The 18,192-nt window shown below is 72.2% G+C and carries 11 protein-coding genes; 4 read left to right on the top strand and 7 right to left on the bottom strand.

Features of this window, described 5'->3' with window-relative positions:
• Window positions 1–3 precede the first annotated feature (3 nt).
• The 5 genes from GFH48_RS05100 to GFH48_RS05080 all read right to left on the bottom strand — a co-directional run bounded on the left by GFH48_RS05100 (window position 4) and on the right by GFH48_RS05080 (window position 7,068).
• On the bottom strand, window positions 4–2,817 hold the full coding sequence (locus GFH48_RS05100; RefSeq protein WP_153287104.1) for an NHLP bacteriocin export ABC transporter permease/ATPase subunit: 2,814 nt from the start codon (window positions 2,815–2,817) through the stop codon (window positions 4–6).
• 1 nt (window position 2,818) lies between these two features.
• Window positions 2,819–5,041: an NHLP family bacteriocin export ABC transporter peptidase/permease/ATPase subunit gene (locus GFH48_RS05095; RefSeq protein ID WP_153287103.1), complete on the bottom strand. Its 2,223-nt coding sequence runs from the start codon at window positions 5,039–5,041 to the stop codon at window positions 2,819–2,821.
• On the bottom strand, window positions 5,038–5,847 hold the full coding sequence (locus GFH48_RS05090; protein ID WP_153287102.1) for an HlyD family efflux transporter periplasmic adaptor subunit: 810 nt from the start codon (window positions 5,845–5,847) through the stop codon (window positions 5,038–5,040). Before GFH48_RS05090 ends, GFH48_RS05095 begins: the two co-directional genes overlap by 4 nt.
• Before the next feature lie 91 nt (window positions 5,848–5,938).
• A complete protein-coding gene (locus GFH48_RS05085) occupies window positions 5,939–6,154 on the bottom strand; it encodes a type A2 lantipeptide (protein WP_153287101.1) in 216 nt (71 codons plus the stop codon).
• A gap of 500 nt (window positions 6,155–6,654) precedes the next feature.
• Window positions 6,655–7,068 carry a PaaI family thioesterase gene (locus GFH48_RS05080; RefSeq protein ID WP_153287100.1) on the bottom strand — a complete coding sequence of 138 codons (414 nt, stop codon included), beginning with the start codon at window positions 7,066–7,068 and terminating at the stop codon, window positions 6,655–6,657.
• Window positions 7,069–7,262: 194 nt separating this feature from the next.
• On the opposite strand from GFH48_RS05080, the gene GFH48_RS05075 reads away from it, so the two are divergent.
• On the top strand, window positions 7,263–8,582 hold the full coding sequence (locus GFH48_RS05075) for a S1 family peptidase (protein ID WP_194280498.1): 1,320 nt from the start codon (window positions 7,263–7,265) through the stop codon (window positions 8,580–8,582).
• 314 nt (window positions 8,583–8,896) lie between these two features.
• Here the strand turns inward: GFH48_RS05075 and GFH48_RS05070 are convergent, their stop codons facing one another.
• Window positions 8,897–11,068, bottom strand: a complete 2,172-nt coding sequence (locus GFH48_RS05070; RefSeq protein WP_153287099.1) for a PP2C family protein-serine/threonine phosphatase — start codon at window positions 11,066–11,068, stop codon at window positions 8,897–8,899.
• A gap of 340 nt (window positions 11,069–11,408) precedes the next feature.
• On the opposite strand from GFH48_RS05070, the gene GFH48_RS05065 reads away from it, so the two are divergent.
• Window positions 11,409–13,853 (top strand): SpoIIE family protein phosphatase, encoded by a 2,445-nt coding sequence (locus GFH48_RS05065; protein ID WP_153287098.1) that lies wholly within the window; start codon window positions 11,409–11,411, stop codon window positions 13,851–13,853.
• 85 nt (window positions 13,854–13,938) lie between these two features.
• Window positions 13,939–14,466: a metallophosphoesterase family protein gene (locus tag GFH48_RS05060; protein WP_153287097.1), complete on the top strand. Its 528-nt coding sequence runs from the start codon at window positions 13,939–13,941 to the stop codon at window positions 14,464–14,466.
• Between the two features lie 73 nt (window positions 14,467–14,539).
• On the opposite strand, the gene GFH48_RS05055 is transcribed toward GFH48_RS05060, so the two are convergent.
• The gene (locus GFH48_RS05055) at window positions 14,540–15,712 is read right to left on the bottom strand and encodes an XdhC family protein (RefSeq protein WP_153287096.1); all 1,173 of its coding nucleotides are present in this window, start codon (window positions 15,710–15,712) and stop codon (window positions 14,540–14,542) included.
• A gap of 308 nt (window positions 15,713–16,020) precedes the next feature.
• On the opposite strand from GFH48_RS05055, the gene GFH48_RS05050 reads away from it, so the two are divergent.
• Window positions 16,021–18,009, top strand: coding sequence for an elongation factor G (locus tag GFH48_RS05050; RefSeq protein WP_194280497.1), 1,989 nt, complete (start codon window positions 16,021–16,023; stop codon window positions 18,007–18,009).
• Window positions 18,010–18,192: the final 183 nt, after the last annotated feature.

Raw genomic sequence — 18,192 nt, 5'->3', positions numbered from 1 at the left:
CCCTCACGCCAACTGCCGCCGCACCAGCTCGTGCAGCCGCCCGTCCCTGTCCGCGAGCAGCCGCGCCGGAGGCCCCTGCTCGGCGACCCGGCCGTCCTCCATCACGATCACACGGTCCGCGTCCATGACCGTGGACAGCCGGTGCGCGATCACGACCCGGGTGGCGTTGAGCGCGCGGGTGCTCTCGATGACCGTGCGCTGGGTCTCGTTGTCCAGGGCGCTGGTGGCCTCGTCGAAGAAGAGGATGCGCGGGCGGCGGATCAGCGCCTGGGCGATCATCAGGCGCTGTCGCTGGCCGCCCGAGACCGCGCCGCTGCCGGAGACGATCGTGTGCAGCCCCATCGGCATCCGCCTGATGTCCTCGGCCAGGCCCGCCATCTCGGCCGCCGCCATCGCCTCCTCGGGCGTGTACGGCTCGGTGCCGCAGATGCAGTCGAGGACGGAACCGGTGAACGGCTGCGCGTGCTGGAGCACGACACCGCACTGACGGCGTACGGCGGACCGGTCGAGGGCCGCCAGGTCCTGACCGTCGTACAGCACACTGCCCGAGACCGGCTTGTCGAAGCCGATCAGCAGCCTCAGCAGAGTGGACTTGCCGCAGCCGCTGGGCCCGACGATCGCCACGAACTCACCCGCCCGGATGTCGAACGACACGTCGTCGAGGACGAGCGGGCCGTCCTCGGCGTACCGGAAGGAGAGCCCCCGGGCCTCGACGGACCCGGACAGCACGCCGGGGCGCGTGCTCGCCACCCGGACCTCCGGGGTGGCGTCGAGCACCGGCCTGATCTCCTCGAACATCGGCAGCGCGGCCGCCGCCGAGACGAAGGCGCCGGTCAGCTGGGTGACCGAGGTCAGCAGCATGGTCACCGAGGTGTTGAAGGTGAGGAAGTCCGCCGCCGACAGCGAACCGCTCGCCGGGCCGGCCAGCAGCATGAACATCAGCAGGGAGCAGAGCGGCAGATAGACCGCTCCGAGCACCGTGGTGAGGTTCTTGATGCGACCGACCTTCCGCTGGAGTTCACGGCTGCGCGCGAACTCGCCCGCCCAGGCGGCGTACGCGTAGTTCTCCGCCGCCGCGACCCGCAGTTTGGGCAGTCCGCGCAGGGTCTGGAACGCCTGGTTGTTCAGCTTGTTGCCGAGCACGACCAGCCGGCGCTGCCATCGCACCTGCCACAGGCCGAGCCCCAGGAACACGGCGGCGATGACGACGAGCATGACGACCGCGGCCAGCGCCATGGGCACGCTGTACCAGAGCAGCAGCCCCAGGTTCATCGCGCCGACCGTGCCGGCCTGCGCGAGCGTGGGGCCGACGCCCGCGAGGAGGCGGCGGATCGCGCTGATGCCCATGGCCGCACTGGCCAGTTCACCGGTCGAGCGGGACGTGAAGAACGTCGTCGGCAGCCGCAACAGCCGGTCCCACACCGCCGGTTGGAGCGTCGCCTCGATCCTGCCCTCCATGCGCAGCAGGGTGAGGTTCTGCAGCAGCATGAACGCCGCCGACACCACGCTGGTGATCATGATCGCCAGGCAGACCTGAACGATGAGTCCGTGCTGGGCCTTCGGCACGTACTCGCCGAGCACCTTGCCGGTGGCGATCGGAACCAGGGCGCCGATCGCGACGGTGACGAGAGCGCTGACCGCGAGGTTGCGCAGATCGCCGCCCGTGCCCTGGAGGCAGAACCGCGCCAGTCGCAACGGGCTCAGCCGGCGCTCGGGCAGCGGCCGGTAGAACATCACCGCCCGCGCCTCGAACTCGGCCGCGTTGGCCTTCTCGACCGGTGTCTCCCGCCCGGACGACGGCTGTACGGCCACGTAGCCGCCGCGCCGCCACAGCAGTGCCACCGGGCTGCCCGACACCGCACGCCGGCCCACCAGCGGACCGATGTCGTCCCGCCACCAGTGCCCGTCCAGGCGCACCGCGCGGCTGCGGACGCGGGAGGCCAGCGCGATCCGCTCCACCGGGTCGAGCCGGTCGCTCTCCGTGCCGCTCTGCGCCGGCTCGGCGAGCGCGATCCCGGACGCGCGGGCGACCAGCGCGCAGGCCGCGTAGGTGGCGTCGGTGTCGGCCGGCGTAGGACGCTTCGAGGGAGTGCCGATGGACGCCAGCAGGGTCCGGTCGGCCTGGGCGCGGACGGCCTCGCCCGCCTTGATGCCCGCCGCCGTCCGGTCCTCGTGCCGGGCCTCCAACTGCTCGATCCAGCGGTCCAGTGTGGCCAGCAGCCGGTACTGCTGGTCGACCATGCCCTGCCAGACACCCGAGTCCATCAGCAGGTCCGCCGCCGCCTCCGCCCCGTACAGCGAGCCGTACTGCACGCTTCCCGGCGGAACCTGCATCCAGAAGACGTCGTCGTCGGTGAGCGCGGCCGCGTTCTCCGTGGCCGTGGGAGCCTGGAAGAGGATGGAGAGGCTGCGGCCGACGCCGAGGGCGAGTGCGTACTCCAGCGGGCTCGAAGTCGGCGGCACGTGCTGGGGGTTGCCGTACTCGTCGTAGGACCAGGTCTCGGTGGGCACCGGCTGGTACAGCTCGCGCAGCACGATCCGGCGCACCGCGCAGTCCCGCAACGGGCGTCCCACCAGGGTGTGCTGGGGACCCGCGACCGGGCCGAGCAGCAGTGAGCCCGCTTCGAGGCGGCCGAGGTGGTGCCAGTGGCCCTGCTGGGCGGCGTCCACCGCGAACAGGTCGAGCGCACCCGCGGCGACCAGCCACAGCACCTGCGGCCCTTCCAGTTCGAGGCGGTTGAGTCCGGCGCAGTCGACCGGTGTACCCATGGTGCCGAGCGCGCCGAGGACGACGTCGCCCTCGTGAACCGTCGTCATCTCATCGCTCCCTGACCAGCTCGGCGTACGGACCGCCGGCCGCCACCAGGGCGTCGTGCCGCCCGCGTTCCACGATCGTGCCGTGCTGGAGCACCACGATCTCGTCGCTGTCGCGCACGGTGCTGAGCCGGTGCGCGATCACCACGCAGGCGCAGCCGCGCTTGCGCAGGTTGTCGATGACGGTCTGCTCGGTCTCGGCGTCCAGCGCGCTGGTCACCTCGTCGAGGACCAGGATGCTGGGCCTGCGCACCAACGCCCGCGCGATCTCCAGCCGTTGGCGCTGGCCACCGGAGAAGTTGCGGCCGTCCTGCTCGACCCGGCTGTGGATGCCACCGGGACGGCGCACCACGACGTCGTACAGGGCCGCGTCCTGCAACGCCGTGACGACGGCGTCGTCCGGGATCGACGGGTCCCACAGCGCCACGTTGTCGCGGACCGTGCCCTCGAAGAGGAAGACGTCCTGGTCGACGAAGGAGACGGAGGCCGCGAGCGCGCCGCGCGGGATGTCCTCGAGGCGCTGTCCGTCGATGCGGATCGTGCCCTCCCAAGGGGTGTACAGGCCCGAGATCAGCCGGGAGACCGTCGACTTGCCGCTGCCCGAGCCGCCCACCAGCGCCACCTGCCGGCCCGGACCCACGGTCAGGGAGAAGCCCGTGAGCAGCGGTTTGTCGAGCGGGCTGTAGCCGAACGTGATGTTCTCCAGCTCGACATGGCCGTGCAGCCTGCGGGTGGAGTCGCCGGTGCCCGAGCGGGCGTAGAGCGGGTCGGCCTGGAAGTTCTCGACGTCCTTGAGGCGTGCCACGTCGGCGGCGAAGTCCTGGATGCGGCCCGCCACGCCGTTGAGCCGGGTGAGCGGCGCGGTGAAGCGGGTGACGAGCGCCTGGAAGGCCACGAGCAGACCGATCGAGATGTGCCCCTCCATCGCCCGCAGGCCGCCGATCCACAGGATCAGCGCGCTGTTGAGGGTGGCGAGCGTCGGCGCGACCACCCCCAGCCAGGCGCTCGGCACACCGAGGCGCTGCTGTTCCTCCAGGGTGGTGGCGTGCTGCCCGGCCCACTTGCGGAAGTACCCGTCCTCGCCACCGGTCGCCTTCATGGTCTCGATCAACTGGAGCCCGGTGTAAGCGGTGTTGGTGAGCCGGGCGCTGTCCGCGCGCAGTTTCGCCGTACGCGTGGCGCGCAGCCGGATCACCACCCGCATCGCGACCACGTTGAGCAGCGCGACACCGATACCGACGGCCGTGAGCTGCGGATCGTAGGTGTAGAGCAGGACGGCGTAGAGGACCACGACGATCGCGTCCACGCCCGCCGCCGCGAGGTCGCGGGCCAGGGTCTCGGCCACCGCGTCGTTGGACTGCAGCCGCTGCACCAGGTCGGCCGGGCTGCGCTGGGAGAAGAAGGTGACCGGCAGCCGCAGCAGATGGCGCAGGAAGCGTGCGCTGCTGAGCGTCGAGGAGATGATCCGGCCGTGCAGCAGGTTCGCCTGCTGGAGCCAGGTCAGCAGGACGGTCAGCGCGACGCAGGCTCCCATCGACGCGAAGAGCACGCCGAGCAGCGACGTCTGACCGCCGATCAGGTAGGTGTCGATGTACGTCCTGCTGAGAGCGGGCACCGCGGCGCCGACCGCGACCAGCAGCAGGCTGGCCAGTACGGCCGCGGGCATCGTGCCCGACGTCCCGCGCAGCCGGGCAGGCATGGCACCGAGGACCCCGGGCCGGCGGCCGCCCGCACGGAAGTCGGGGCCCGGTTCCATGACCAGCACCACGCCGGTGAAGCTGGTGTCGAAGTCCTCCATCGGCACGAAACGGCGGCCCTTGCCAGGGTCGTTGATGTGCACCCCGCGCCGTCCGAAACGGCGGCCCATGCCGTCGTAGACGACGTAGTGGTTGAACTCCCAGAACAGGATCGCGGGCGCCCGGACCTCGGCGAGTGCGGCCGTGTCCATCTGCATGCCCTTGGCCGTGAGGCCGTAACCGCGCGCCGCTTTCAGGAGGTTGCTGGCGCGCGAGCCGTCCCGGGAGACGCCGCAGGCGATGCGGAGTTCCTCCAGCGGGATGTACCGGCCGTGGTGGCCGAGCACCATGGCGAGGGAGGCCGCGCCGCACTCCACGGCCTCCATCTGGAGCACCGTCGGTGTGCGGACGGTCTTGCGTGTGCTTCTGGGGACCGTGCGCTTCGGCGGCGCGGCGCGACGTCTGCCGCGGGTGTCCTGGGCGGTGGTCACGGCAGCAGCCAATCGACGGGACGCTGATCGGCCAGGCGGATCGAACCCGTGGCCAGGGTCATGGAGGTCAGCGGGTACGCAGGACCGTCCGCCGAGGACCACTTGAGGCCGCTCTTCGTGTGGGACGAACGGTCGAGGGAGACCAGGACGGCCACCGGCCTGCCCTTCTTGGTGAACTGCTCGCCGAGCTGGCCGTCGCCGAGGTAGGAAGTGATCTGCTGCTGGGTCTGCACACTCCGGCCGACCGACTTCACCCGGCCGCGCAGCACCCCGTACCGCTGGGTCGGCACCGACTGGACGGTGAGGTCGACGGCCGCGTCCGCGGGGATGGTGGAGGCGCTCTCGGCGGGCACGTACACCGTCGCGTAGAGCGGGTCGCCGGCGTGCGCGACCTTCTCCACCGCGGCGATGTTCGCGCCGGTGGAGATGATGGCCCCGATGGTGGCGGCGAGCGCGGTGACGCGGCCCGCGGCGACGGTACGGACGACGGACGTCGCGCCTCGCGCGGTACGGACCCTCAGCACCGGGGCGTCGGCGGCGAGCCGTTCGCCCTCCTCGGCGAGGACCGCGGTGACCTGGCCGGCGACGGGACTCTGCAGGACGTAACTGCCCTGCGCGTGCGTGAGGACGGCGGGGGCGCCGACCGTCGAGGCCACCGTGCCCGTCACGGCCCAGACCGAGGCGGCCGCCATGACGACCACTGTCACGGACAGGACGAGCCAGCCCTGGGGGCGGGCGAAGCGCACCGGCAGGTCGAGCTCTTCGGTCGACTGCAGCTTGGCGAGGGCCTGTTGGCGGAACTGCACGGGACTTCCCTCACCTGTCGGAGAGATCTACGGCATCCGAGAGCCCCGGAACCGGGGGAGTGGTTCCGGGACTCAGCGGGATGAGGCGCGGTCAGAGACCGGCGACCAGGCCGGTGACCGGCGCGGTGTTCAGGCCGGTCACACCCTCGACGGTGCCGACGGCCGTGCCCACGATGCCGGAAACCGGGGCAACGCCGTCGACCAGGCCGGTGACGGTGCCGACGGCGTTCAGCGACAGGCCGCCGGAGACGTTGTCGAGGTCCGCGTCCGAGATCTCGGCGGTGGCAACCTGGGGGGTGGAGTTCATGGGGGAACTTCCCTTCGTATGGATATTCATAAGGGGGGAGCGGCCCCCTCTGGGAACAGATGACGGCCGCCACCGCGGGGGTGCGAGCCCCGTTTCCGGGAGCCGTGCGGCTCCCGTCTCCGGAAGCGTGCGGCTCCCGTCTCCGGAAGCGTGCCGCGACCTCCGCGGTGCACGGATCAAAGCACGGTCGCGGCGCACGCATCCAATCAACCAGGGCTCTCACCTGGGAACTTGAGCGGGGCTTCGGCTCAACCGTGCAGGCGTGCGCACGTCTTTGCGGCCACTTCTTCACATGCTGCACGGCATTGTTTCGGCGCCACCCTTGCCGCTCGGGTGACCCAAGGGAAAATCCCTTCCCGGCGGCGCGTGGGGGCGTACGACTGTGCAGATCCCTCGCGCGCCGTGACGCGGCTGCGCATTCGATGTGCAGATTCGCTGAAGCCAGGATTCCGGTCCGGTTCGTCGACGGAGTGTCACAGGATCGTCACGGATGGTGGTGTTCAGCCCAGCAGGGCGTAGACCGTGCTCGCGCGCGCCGCGACGTCCCGGGAGCCGTCGGCGGTCATCGTGATGTCGGCGAAGGCCATGCGGCGGCCGAGCCTGGTGAGGACCGCCTCGACCAGCACGTCCGCGTCCGTGACCGCGCGTTGGAAGCTGGTGGACTGCTGGACGGTCGTCATCGGGACGAAGGCGCCGCGCGCCGCCGACACCGCGATCACGGTCGCCGTGTCGGCGGCGGCCATCAGGGCCTGCCCCGACAGCGAACCGCCGTCGCGGGCGAGCCGGGCGGACCAGGGCAGTCGCAGCACCGCGCGGCCCTCTCCCAACTCCGTCACCGACAGGCCCAGCTCCAGTACCCAGGGAGCGAAGTGAGCGGAGAGGATCTTGTCGGCATCGGCAAGGTTCAGTGTCATACGGGGCATTGTTCCCCGGCGGCCGGAGGAACGACGCGGTCACCTCGTCATCCATGCCTTTCGCCGGGCTGACTCCTGCCTTTCTTAGGAGGAGTTGAACAACCCCCGCGACTCACACGTATCAACAGGCATCCAGGCGCCCCCCAGTCAGTCGCCGGACGGTGGCATCGACCCCGTCCCCAGGAGGTCAAGAGTTGAGTCACAAAAGGATTCCCAAGCGCAAGGCCGCCATCGCCGCGGGAAGCGTCGCGGCGCTCGGAGCGGCGGCGCTCCTGCTGCCCAACGCCAACGCCTCGCAGACCGACGCGAAGGACGCCGCTCCCAAGACGCTGAAGGCCGCGGACGCCTCGGACCTCGCCTCGCTCCTCGCCACCCAGCTCGGTGAGGCCTACGGAGGCGCGTACTACGACGCCGCCAAGCAGCAGGTCGTCGTCAACGTCGTCGGTGACAACAACAACGTGGTGGACGCGGTCAAGAAGGCCGGCGCCGTTCCCCGCAGCGTCGACAACAGCCTCGCCGCGCTCAAGTCCGCCGCCCGGACGCTGAGGACCGACGCCACCATCCCCGGCACCGCCTGGTCCGTCGACCCCAGGACCAACGAACTCCGGGTCATCGCCGACAGTACAGTCACAGGTGCGAACTGGAACAAGCTGACGTCGACCGTCGACTCGCTGGGTTCCGGCATGGCCACCGTGAAGAAGTCCGCGGGCACCTTCAAGACGTTCGTGGACGGCGGCGACGCCATCTTCGGCGGCGGAGCCCGCTGTTCGCTGGGGTTCAACGTCACCGCGAGCGACGGCAGTCCCGCGTTCCTGACCGCGGGGCACTGCGGAGTCGCGGCCAAGCAGTGGTCGGACGCGCAGGACGGTGCCCCGATCGCCACCGTCGACCAGGCCACCTTCCCCGGTGACGGCGACTTCTCGCTCGTCAAGTACGACGACCCGAACACACAGGCCAACAGTGTGGTCAACGTCGGCAACGGTCAGACCGTCGCCATCAACCAGGCCGCCGACGCGGCCGTGGGCCAGCAGGTCTTCCGGATGGGCAGCACCACCGGACTCAACGACGGCAACGTCACCGGACTCGACGCCACGGTGAACTATCCCGAGGGCACGGTCACCGGACTCATCCAGACCGACGTGTGCGCCGAGCCCGGCGACAGCGGCGGTTCGCTCTTCACCCAGGACGGCAGCGCGATAGGCCTGACATCGGGCGGCAGCGGCGACTGCACGGTCGGCGGCGAGACGTTCTTCCAGCCGGTGACGACCGCGCTCACGGCGACCGGCGCGACGCTCGGGACGGGTGACGGCGCGGGTGCCGGCGGCGCGGGCGACGCGAGCGCCACGGCCGGCGCCGAGCCCAGCGACCCCGCGGCGAGCGACCCGGCGGCCGGTGACCAGTCGGGCGCGGGCGACCAGTCGGGGGCCGGCGGTGACCAGTCGGGTGCCGCGGGCGCCGACCAGTCCGGCACCGGCGCGGACGACGGTTCCGGAATGGTGAGCTCCAACGGGTGACACCTCTGAGCTGACGCAGAGCCACTGACCCGGCCGTGGAGCATCCGTCCCGGCCGGAGGTGGGAGGTCCGGCCCTCCGGCGGGAGGGCCGGACCGCACCGCGTCCCCGGCCAGGCCGCCCGGTCGGCGGGTGCCGTGTGGCGCCCGGCCGGTGTGCACGGCGTGACGCCGACCCGGTTCGCGCCGCGTGCCGCCGGCGCGGTGTGTGCCGCGTGCCGTCGGCGCGGTGGTGTGCCGCGTGACGCCGATTCGGTGTGCGTCACGTGACGTCGGGCCGGTGTCCGCCGCGTGACATCTCCGGGACCGGCACACCGTCACGCGTGCGCGCGTGCCCGCAGCAGGAGCAGCGCCACGTCGTCGAGCCGGGCCTGCGTCAGCGCCCCGCTCTGCCGCACCAGGCTGTCGGCCAGCTCGTCGAGCGGCTGCTCGGGGGCCTCGCCGAGGCGCCGCCCGAGGTCGGCCAGGGCGTCCTCGATGTCCACACCGGGGGACTCGATCAGCCCGTCGGTGTAGAGGACGAGAAGCGAACCGGGCAGCAGGGGGACCTCGGTCGTCTGGTACGTGGCGTCCGCGTCGATCCCGAGCAGCGGCCCACCGGCCAGGTCGAGCACCCGCACGCGTCCGTCCGGCCGCCGCAGCAGCGGGGGCGGATGACCCGCGCGCGCCATGACCGCGACCTCGCGCTCGGGGTCCATGCGCAGATAGAGGCAGCTCGCGAAAAGGTCGGTGCCCAGGTCGATCAGCAGCCGGTTGGTGCTGCGCATCACCTCCTCCGGCGGCTGGCCGACGGTGGTGTACGCGCGGACGGCGGTCCGTACCTGACCCATCAGGGCCGCCGCGGTCACGTTGTGGCCCTGGACGTCGCCGATGACCGCCGAGGCCAGACCGTGCGAGGGCACCAGGTCGTAGAAGTCGCCGCCGATCTCCATGCCCTGGGTGGCCGGCAGATAGCGTGCGGCCGCCTCGACGGAGGGCAGCGACGGCAGGGTGTGCGGCAGCAGCGCGGCCTGCAGACCGTGCGCCAGCTGGAGTTTGGTGTCGTAGAGCAGCGCCCGTTCCAGCGCCTGCGCGACGAGCCCGCTCAGACTCGTCAGCACCGCCCGCTCGTCGGTCGGGAAGGCGTGCGGCTCCGCGTAGGCGAGGACGCAGGTGCCCAGCGGACGTCCGGATGCGATCAGCGGCAGGTACGCCCACGCGGCCATCCCGTCGGACGTCGCCTCCCGGGACGGATACAGGCGCTCCACCTCCGCGCGTGAGTCGAAGAAGGCCGGCACCCCGGTGTTCAGGGCGTGGGTGCAGGGGGACCGCGCGCTCAGCGGCAGCCCGTCGAGGTGTTCCGCGGTGTGCGTGTCCGGGTACCCGCGGTGGCCGAGTACGTGCAGCCGGCCGGCCCGTGAACCGAGAAGGATCAGGGCCCTGCTGCCGACGGCGGGCGCGATCTCGTCCGCGACCAGCTGCACCACGTCCTGCACGCCCGCCGCCTGGGTGAGCGCGCCGGCGAGGCTCAGTACATGGGAGATGGTCACCAGGCGGGGCGCGTCCTCGCGCTGCGACCCCGAGCGGTTCATCTGTGCGACCGCCCTGGCCGGGGAGATGCGCACGCTCAGCCCGGTCGTACTGGGATAGAAGCGGAACGACAGCCAGTCGCAGGGCGGCCGCAGCGCGACGAACGACGTGACGTGCTGGCTGATCAGCGCGGCGCGGTAACGGTCCTCGTAGACGGGATCGTTGAGCCAGGGCACCGACGCCCACAGCTGGGTGCCCAGGAGAGCGCTGACGGGCATGCCGAGCATCTCGGCCGTCGCGGGGTTGGCGTAACTGACCCGACCGTACAGATCCAGCGCGCACAGCCCGTACGGCAGCCGCGCCACCATCCGCGCCGCCTCGACGCTGCCGAGCGTGCCGGGGGCCGGTGTGGGGGACGGCGCGATCAGATCGGGTTCCGGGCGGACCGTACGGTGCTCCGCCGCCGCCCGCTCCAGGCGCAGCGCGAGCCGGTCGCAGGCCGCGACGAGGTGGTCGCGCTCCCGTTCGGCGAGTTCCAGGGGGTGAGAGCCGGGCCATGTCACGAAGACGGCCCCGTACGTGGTCCGCGAGGTCGCCACCGGCAGGGCGGCGAGCGCGAAGGGATACGGCAGGACCATGGCGATCCGGGGAAAGCGGCGGGCCATCTCCTCCCCGCCGCTGACCCAGACCAGCCGCCGTTCGCGCACCGCCACGGCCACCGGGATGGGAGCGTTGAGCCCCACCCGTTCCCAGGGTGCCGCGAACGCGCGGGGCATACCGGCCATCACCGCCATCTCCAGCACGGGTTCGCCGCTCGCCAGCAGGTACACCGCACCCGAGTGGGCGTGCACCTCGTCCACCAGCGAGGCCAGCGTCAGCGAGAGCAGCGGCCGCCCGACCCGGGTGGGAGGGCCGGCCGGTGCCTGTACGGATCCCCGCCAGTCGGACACGCCGACCACCTCCTCGCAGGGCCGCGCCATGGCTACCGGGGCCAGGTCGTGTCCGGCCCTTTCCGCCGGGCGGCCGGCGCCCGGCACGCACCCTCGCCGCGTGGCCGGATCACCCGTATACACGGCGTACGCGGTGTATACGGCGTACACGTCGCGGACGGGTGACCCTTCGCGCTTGCGACGCACCGCGCCGAGCGGCCTCCGCCGGTCCGGCACGCAGGGTCGGACATGATCTAAGGCTCCCCCTTGGCGGCTCCCGCCGCACGGCGAGCGCCACGCGCGGCATCCCGTACGGCTTCCGGGCTCCACCGCAGGCCCGCCGGTGCCGGAACGGTCACAGGGGCTGCGCGGGGGCTCCGGAAGCGCTGTAATGACGGACGTGGTCAGTGAGCGCGCTGCGGAACGCGGAACGCGGACGTTGCGTGCCGAAATCTCCCTGAAGACCCCCACGCCGGACCTCGATCCGCGCGAACGGCTCCGTCGCGTGCTCGAACAGGCGCTCGTTTTCGCCGGGGCGACCGTCGTCGCGGTGTACTCGCCGACGAAGAAGGGCGGCGAACTGCACCTGGCCGAGTCCGCGGGCGTGCCCAGGACGCTCTACGGGCTGCGCGACAGCTATGTCCTCACCGGCAGTTCCCCCACGGTGGACGCGCACCGTACGGGCCGTCCGCTGTGGCTCGGCCCGGAGGAGATCGGCCGTTGTGCCGAAGCCCGTCGGCTGCCGTCCCAGGATTTCTGGCTGGCCGTGCTGCCGCTGAAGGGCGCCGGATGCCTGGTCGCGGTCAGCGAGCACCCCGGCGGCTTCGACACCGAGGACAGGGAGTGTCTGGCCCTCGTCGCCGAGGCCGCCGTCTGCCCGGCGCCCGGCTCGGGGACGGCCCCCGGTGCCCTGGCCGCCAGCGCCTTCGACCTCGCCATGGACACCGGGCACGTCGAGGTCGACGACGAGATGCTGGAGCTGTTCGGCCTGGATCCGGCCGAGTTCGACGGCAAGGTCGAGACGCTGCTGGCCCTCACCGTCCCCGAGGACCTGCCGACACTGATGTCCGTGGTCGAGGCGGACCACATGTCCATCGGGGAACGCGAGCTGGAGTTCCGCATCACCCAGCCCTCCGGCCGACCGAAGTGGCTGCGGCTGCGCGGCCGCATGGTGCCGGGAGGAGACGGCCGCCCGGCCCGCCTGGTCGGCACGGTCGCCGACGCCTCGAAGCTCCGTTCCGGCGTCAGCGACGTGGCCCGCGTACAGCGGCTGGCCGCGGCCCTCGCCACCGCGGGCACCGTCCGGGACGTGGGGCGGGCCGTCGTGGCCGCGCTGCGACGGCCCCTGCGGGCCGACCGGATCGCCCTCGCCGAGGTGGAGGGCGACCGCCTCGTCGTCACCGTCCTCGATCCGCCCGAACCGTCCGCCTGGCCGGAACTGTGGCGCTCCGAATGGCGTTCGGAGTGGCCCGACGCGCCCGTACGCGCCATGCCGACACTCGCGGCGGCCCTCAGTGAGGGACGCCCGGCCGTCTGGCCCGCCGGATCCCCGCTGGAACCCGCGCTCGCCGACGTCGGCCCCGGCGGCCTCGCCATCCTGCCGCTGCCCGCCGGCGGACACATGGCCGGCGCCTGTCTGATCGGCTGGGACGCCCCGCACGACTTCGGCCCCGACGAGCGCGCCCTGCTCACCGCGTCCGCGGGCCTCGCGGGCCAGGCACTCACCCGCGCCCGCTCCTTCGACGCCGAACACGAACTGGTCACCACGCTCCAGCGCTCCCTGCTGCCCCGCCGGCTGCCCAGGCTCCCCGGCGCGGTCGCCGTCGCCCGCTACCTGCCCACCACGGCGGGCCTGGAGGTCGGCGGCGACTGGTACGACGTGATCCCGCTGCCCGAGAACCACGTCGCCCTCGTCATCGGCGACGTCCAGGGCCACAACGCCCAGGCCGCGACCCTCATGGGCCAGATGCGCACGGCCCTTCGCGCCTATGCCGTCGAGGGCCACCCGCCCGACGTCGTCGTCTCGCGCGCCAACCGGCTCCTCATGGACCTGGAGACCGACCTCTTCGTCACCTGCTGCTATGTCGACCTCGACATGGAGGAGGGCTCCGCGTGGTGCGTACGCGCCGGGCACCATCCGCCGGTGCTGCGTCACCCGGACGGCAGCACCGAGGTCCCCGACTCCGACGGCGGACCTCCGCTCGGCGTCGTCACCCAGGCCGAGTTCCCGATGACCCCGCTCCGGCTGCGGCTCGGCACGGTCGTCGCCCTGACCACGGACGGGCTCGTCGAGTCCGCCGAGGTCGACATCGAGGACGGACTGAACAGGCTGGCCGGTGAGCTGGCCGCGGCCGACCCCGCGCATCTCGGGATGGTCGCAGACAGACTGCTCACGGGCGCCAACCGCAGCGACGACGTCGCTCTCCTCCTGATGCGCTACGACGGCATGTCGCTGCGCCCGCTGCGGGAGAGCTGGACGATCTGGCGTGTCCCCGAGGCGGTCCGGCACGCACGCCGGTTCACCCGGCGCACGCTGCGGTCCTGGGGCGTGACCGACGAGAGCATGGACACCGCGCTCCTCGTCGTCTCCGAACTCGTCACCAACGCCCTCGTCCACACCGGCGGCCAGGTCAGACTCGATCTCACCCTCATCAACCGGCTCCTGCGCATCGCCGTCGCCGACTCCTCACCCCGTACGCCCATCAAGCCCACCAGCATCGGCTGGGAGGCCACCGGCGGCCGCGGCATCCTCCTGGTCGAGGCCATGTCGGCGGCCTGGGGGAGCCTGCCGGTCAGCGGCGGCAAGCAGGTGTGGAGCGAGGTGCTCCTGGACTGAGGAGCCGTGGCGGACCGAGGCGGCCAGGGCCGAACGGCCGTCCGGGCACGGTTCGGCGCGGGGTCCGGACCATAGGGTGGGCGCCGTGCGTCTGCTGCTGATGTCCGACACCCATCTCCCCTCACGGGCCAGGGAACTGCCCCCGCCGCTGATGGCCGAACTCCCGCTGGCCGACGTCGTCGTGCACGCGGGTGACTGGGTCGACACCGCCACCCTCGACCTGCTGGAGGAACGGGCGCGCAGGCTCGTCGCGGTCCACGGCAACAACGACGGCCCGGAGTTGCGCGGCCGTCTCCCCGAGGTCGCCCGTGCGGAGCTGGACGGTCTGCGCCTCGGCGTCGTGCACGAGACCGGCCCGGCCCAGGGCCGCGAACGGCGCTGCGCCGAGCGCTTCCCCGACCTCGACGTCCTGGTCTTCGGCCACAGTCACATCCCCTGGGACACCACCACCGGCACCGGTCTGCGTCTGCTGAACCCGGGCTCCCCGACGGACCGCCGACGCCGGCCGCACTGCACGTACATGACCGCGACCGTGGCCGAGGGCCGGCTCACCGACCTGACGCTCCACCGGCTGCCACCCCGGACGGCGAACCGAGCGGACGGCGGCGGCTGACGGGTTGGGGCGGGCCGGAACCGGGCGGTGCAGGGCGGTGCAGGCAGGACAGGACGGGGCAGGAGCGGCGCACTCAGGGTGCGGCCGCCTCTCTTCCCGCCGGCGTCCCTCCCGGCGCTCCTCCTGGTGTTCCTCCCACCGGACCGACGCGTCTCGGATGAATCGCCCCGCCCGTCGCCGTCAGGGGTGCCCCGCTGCCACCCCAGCGCAGGGCGACGATCTCCGCGGCGACGGAGACGGCCACCTCCTCGGGTGTCCGCGCCCCGAGATCGAGACCGACCGGCGAGCGGAGCCGGGACAGCTCGTCCTCCGGCACACCGGCCTCGACGAGCCGCTTCGTCCGGTCGTCGTGCGTACGGCGGCTGCCCATCGCGCCGATGTACGCGGCCGGTCGGCGCAGCGCCTCCTCCAGCAGGGGAACGTCGAACTTCGGATCGTGGGTGAGGACGCAGATCACCGTGCGCGCGTCGGTCGTCGTGTCGCGCAGATAGCGGTGCGGCCAGTCGACGACGACCTCCACGCCGGCCGGGAACCGCTTGGCCGTCGCGAAGACGGGCCGGGCGTCGCACACCGTGACCTGGTAGCCCAGGAAGTCCCCGACGCGGGCCACCGCCGCCGCGTAGTCGATCGCTCCGAAGACGAGCATGCGCGGCGGCGGGGCGAAGGACTGGAGGAAGACGGTCACGGCGTCCTCACGGCGCTCGCCGTGCGGTCCGTAGTGCCGCTGAACGGTGGCGCCCTGGGCCAGTTCGCCGCGGGCGTCCGCGGTGACGGCCGCGTCCAGGCCGGTCGAGCCCAGCGAACCGGCCACCTCGTCCGGCCACACGGCGAGAGCGGCGCCCAGCGGCGCGGGACCCGCCAGCACCGTCGCCACGGTCACCGCGCGCCCGGCGGCCACCGACTCGGCCACCGCGCCGAAGGAGGGGTCCTCGCGGGCCGTCACCCTGCGCAGCAGCAGGCTGATCTCACCCCCGCAGGTGAGACCCACGGCGAACGCGTCCTCGTCGCTGTAGCCGAAGGTCTCCAGACGGGCCTCGCCGGTCGCCACCACCTCCCGGGCCAGCTCGAAGACGGCCCCCTCGACACAGCCGCCCGACACACTGCCCACCACCTCGTCGCCCGGCCCCACGGCCATCGCCGCTCCCGGGTCGCGGGGCGCGCTCCGGCTGACCGCGACCACCGTGGCGAGCCCGAAGGGGGAGCCCGCCGCGTACCACCGGTTCAGCGCCGGGAGGATCTCACGCATCGCTCGCTCCGCTCACCGCGCACCCGCTCACCGCGCACTCGCTCACCGCGCACTCGCTCATCGAGGACCGTGGCCCCTTCGAGGGCCCGTTTCTCCTCAAGGGTCCGCTCCCGCCCGCACCACCGCCAGCCGTTGCGGTGCGACCGGGCGGCGCCGGGCATTGGTTGAGCGTTAATCCGTTGCCGCCGGGCCAGGCCGGCTGCTGCACTACGAGGGACACATCCGCCGGGATCGAGGAGCAGCGATGCGCACACCGTTCATGTCCGCCCAGGAAGGAATCACTCCCACTTCGAAGGACATGACACCCGGTGCACATGCTCAACCTCGGAATCCTGGCGCACGTAGACGCCGGTAAGACAAGCCTGACCGAGCGCCTGCTGCACGCGGTCGGGGTCATCGACGAGATCGGCAGCGTCGACGACGGAAGCACCCAGACCGATTCCCTCGCGCTCGAACGGCAGCGCGGTATCACCATCAAGTCCGCCGTCGTCTCCTTCGCGATCGACGACGACGTCACGGTCAATCTGATCGACACCCCCGGTCACCCCGACTTCATCGCCGAGGTGGAGCGGGTGCTCGCCGTGCTCGACGGCGCGGTGCTCGTGGTCTCGGCCGTGGAGGGCGTACAGGCGCAGACCCGGGTGCTGATGCGGACGTTGCGGCGGCTGCGGATTCCCACCCTCGTCTTCGTGAACAAGATCGACCGTGGTGGCGCGCGGTACGAGCCCCTTCTGGAGAACATCGCCGCGCGGCTCACTCCGGCGATCGTCCCGATGGGGGAGGTGACCGGACCGGGCACCCGGGACGCGCGTTTCGTCCGGTTCGGCGCCGACCGGCTCCGCGCGTCACGGTCGGACCTGCTCGCCGAGCACGACGACGCGCTCATGGCCGCGTACGTCGAGGGCCGCGTGTCCCACGACCGGTTCCATGACGCCCTGGTACGCCAGACCGGACAGACGCTGGCGCACCCGGTGTTCTTCGGCTCGGCCATGACGGGCGCGGGTGTCGACGAGCTGATCGCGGGGATCAGGGAGCTGCTGCCGACGGCCGGAGGAGCGGCCGACGGCCCGGTCTCGGGCACGGTCTTCAAGGTGGAGCGCGGGCCGGCCGGGGAGAAGATCGCCTACGTCCGGCTGTTCTCCGGGACTCTGCGGACCCGCGACCGACTGTGCCTGCGCGACGGCGAGGAGGCGAAGGTCACCGCGATCAGCGTGTTCGACAGCGGCGCGGCGGTGCCGGAACCGGCCGTGACCGCGGGGCGGATCGGCAAGCTCCGGGGCCTGGACGACATCCGCGTCGGCGACACCGTCGGCGTACCGCGGAAGACCTCGGACGACGAGCTCCATTTCTCACCCCCGACCCTCGAGACCGTCGTCGTCCCCCGTCGTCCGGCCGACAGGGGCGCGCTCCACCTCGCGCTCACCCGACTGGCCGAACAGGACCCCCTGATCAACCTGCGCCAGGACGAACTGCGGGGGCAGGTGTCCGTGTCGCTCTACGGCGAGGTGCAGAAGGAGGTCGTCCAGGCGACGCTGGCCGACGAGTTCGGCATCGAGGTCCTGTTCCGGGAGACCACGCCACTGTGCGTCGAACGCCCGGTCGGCAGCGGCACGGCGGTCGAGTTCAACGGAAAGGACCCCAACCCCTTCCTCGCGACGGTCGGACTGCGCATCGATCCGGCGCCGGCAGGCTCCGGCGTGGAGTTCCGTATGGAGGTCGAACTCGGAGCGATGCCGTACGCGTTCTTCAAGGCGGTCGAGGACACCGTGCGGGAGACCCTGACCCAGGGGATCCACGGCTGGCAGGTCACCGACTGCACGGTCACGATGACCCACTCCGGCTACTCGCCCCGGCAGAGCCACGCCCATCAGGGCTTCGACAAGAGCATGTCCAGTACGGGGGCCGACTTCCGGGGCCTGACCCCGCTGGTGGTGATGGACGCGCTGCGAGCGGCGGGCAGCCGGGTGTACGAGCCGATGCACCGGTTCCGGCTGGAGGCTCCGGCCGACACGCTGGCGGCGGTGCTCCCGTTGCTGGTGCGGCAGCACGCCGTGCCGGGGACCACCGAGATGCGCGGGCCCGTGTACGTGCTGGAGGGCAGCATCCCGGTCGCCCGGGTCCACGAGCTGCAGCAGCGGCTGCCGGGCCTGACCCGCGGTGAGGGCGAGCTGGAATGCGCCTTCGACCACTACGCGCCGGTCTCCCGGGGCGCGGTCCCGGACCGGCCGCGGACCGATCTCAACCCGCTCGACCGGAAGGAGTACCTGCTGAACGTGACACGAAGGGTCGGCCCGTGACGCGCGGGTCCGGCGAGTGACACGACGGGCACCTGACAGGACCGTGCGCGACGGGACGCCGTCGGACACGGGCGGAGCCTGACCCGACTCCGTGCGCCGGAACACCGCCGGACGCGAGGTGCGCCGGAACGCCGCCGGACGCGAGGTGCGCCGGAACGCCGCCGGACGCGAGGGGCGCTGACG

It is taken from the genome of Streptomyces fagopyri, assembly GCF_009498275.1.
Classification (GTDB): Bacteria; Actinomycetota; Actinomycetes; order Streptomycetales; family Streptomycetaceae; genus Streptomyces; species Streptomyces fagopyri.
Note: the sequence above shows the minus strand (reverse complement) of the source record. Positions and strands in the feature narration are given on the sequence as shown.

Coding starts and splice junctions, on each gene's coding strand:
- GFH48_RS05100 (WP_153287104.1), bottom strand. CDS start 2,817: ATGACGACGGTTCACGAGGGCGACGTCGTCCTCGGCGCGCTCGGCACC.
- GFH48_RS05085 (WP_153287101.1), bottom strand. CDS start 6,154: ATGAACTCCACCCCCCAGGTTGCCACCGCCGAGATCTCGGACGCGGAC.
- GFH48_RS05080 (WP_153287100.1), bottom strand. CDS start 7,068: ATGACACTGAACCTTGCCGATGCCGACAAGATCCTCTCCGCTCACTTC.
- GFH48_RS05070 (WP_153287099.1), bottom strand. CDS start 11,068: ATGGCGCGGCCCTGCGAGGAGGTGGTCGGCGTGTCCGACTGGCGGGGA.
- GFH48_RS05065 (WP_153287098.1), top strand. CDS start 11,409: ATGACGGACGTGGTCAGTGAGCGCGCTGCGGAACGCGGAACGCGGACG.
- GFH48_RS05055 (WP_153287096.1), bottom strand. CDS start 15,712: ATGCGTGAGATCCTCCCGGCGCTGAACCGGTGGTACGCGGCGGGCTCC.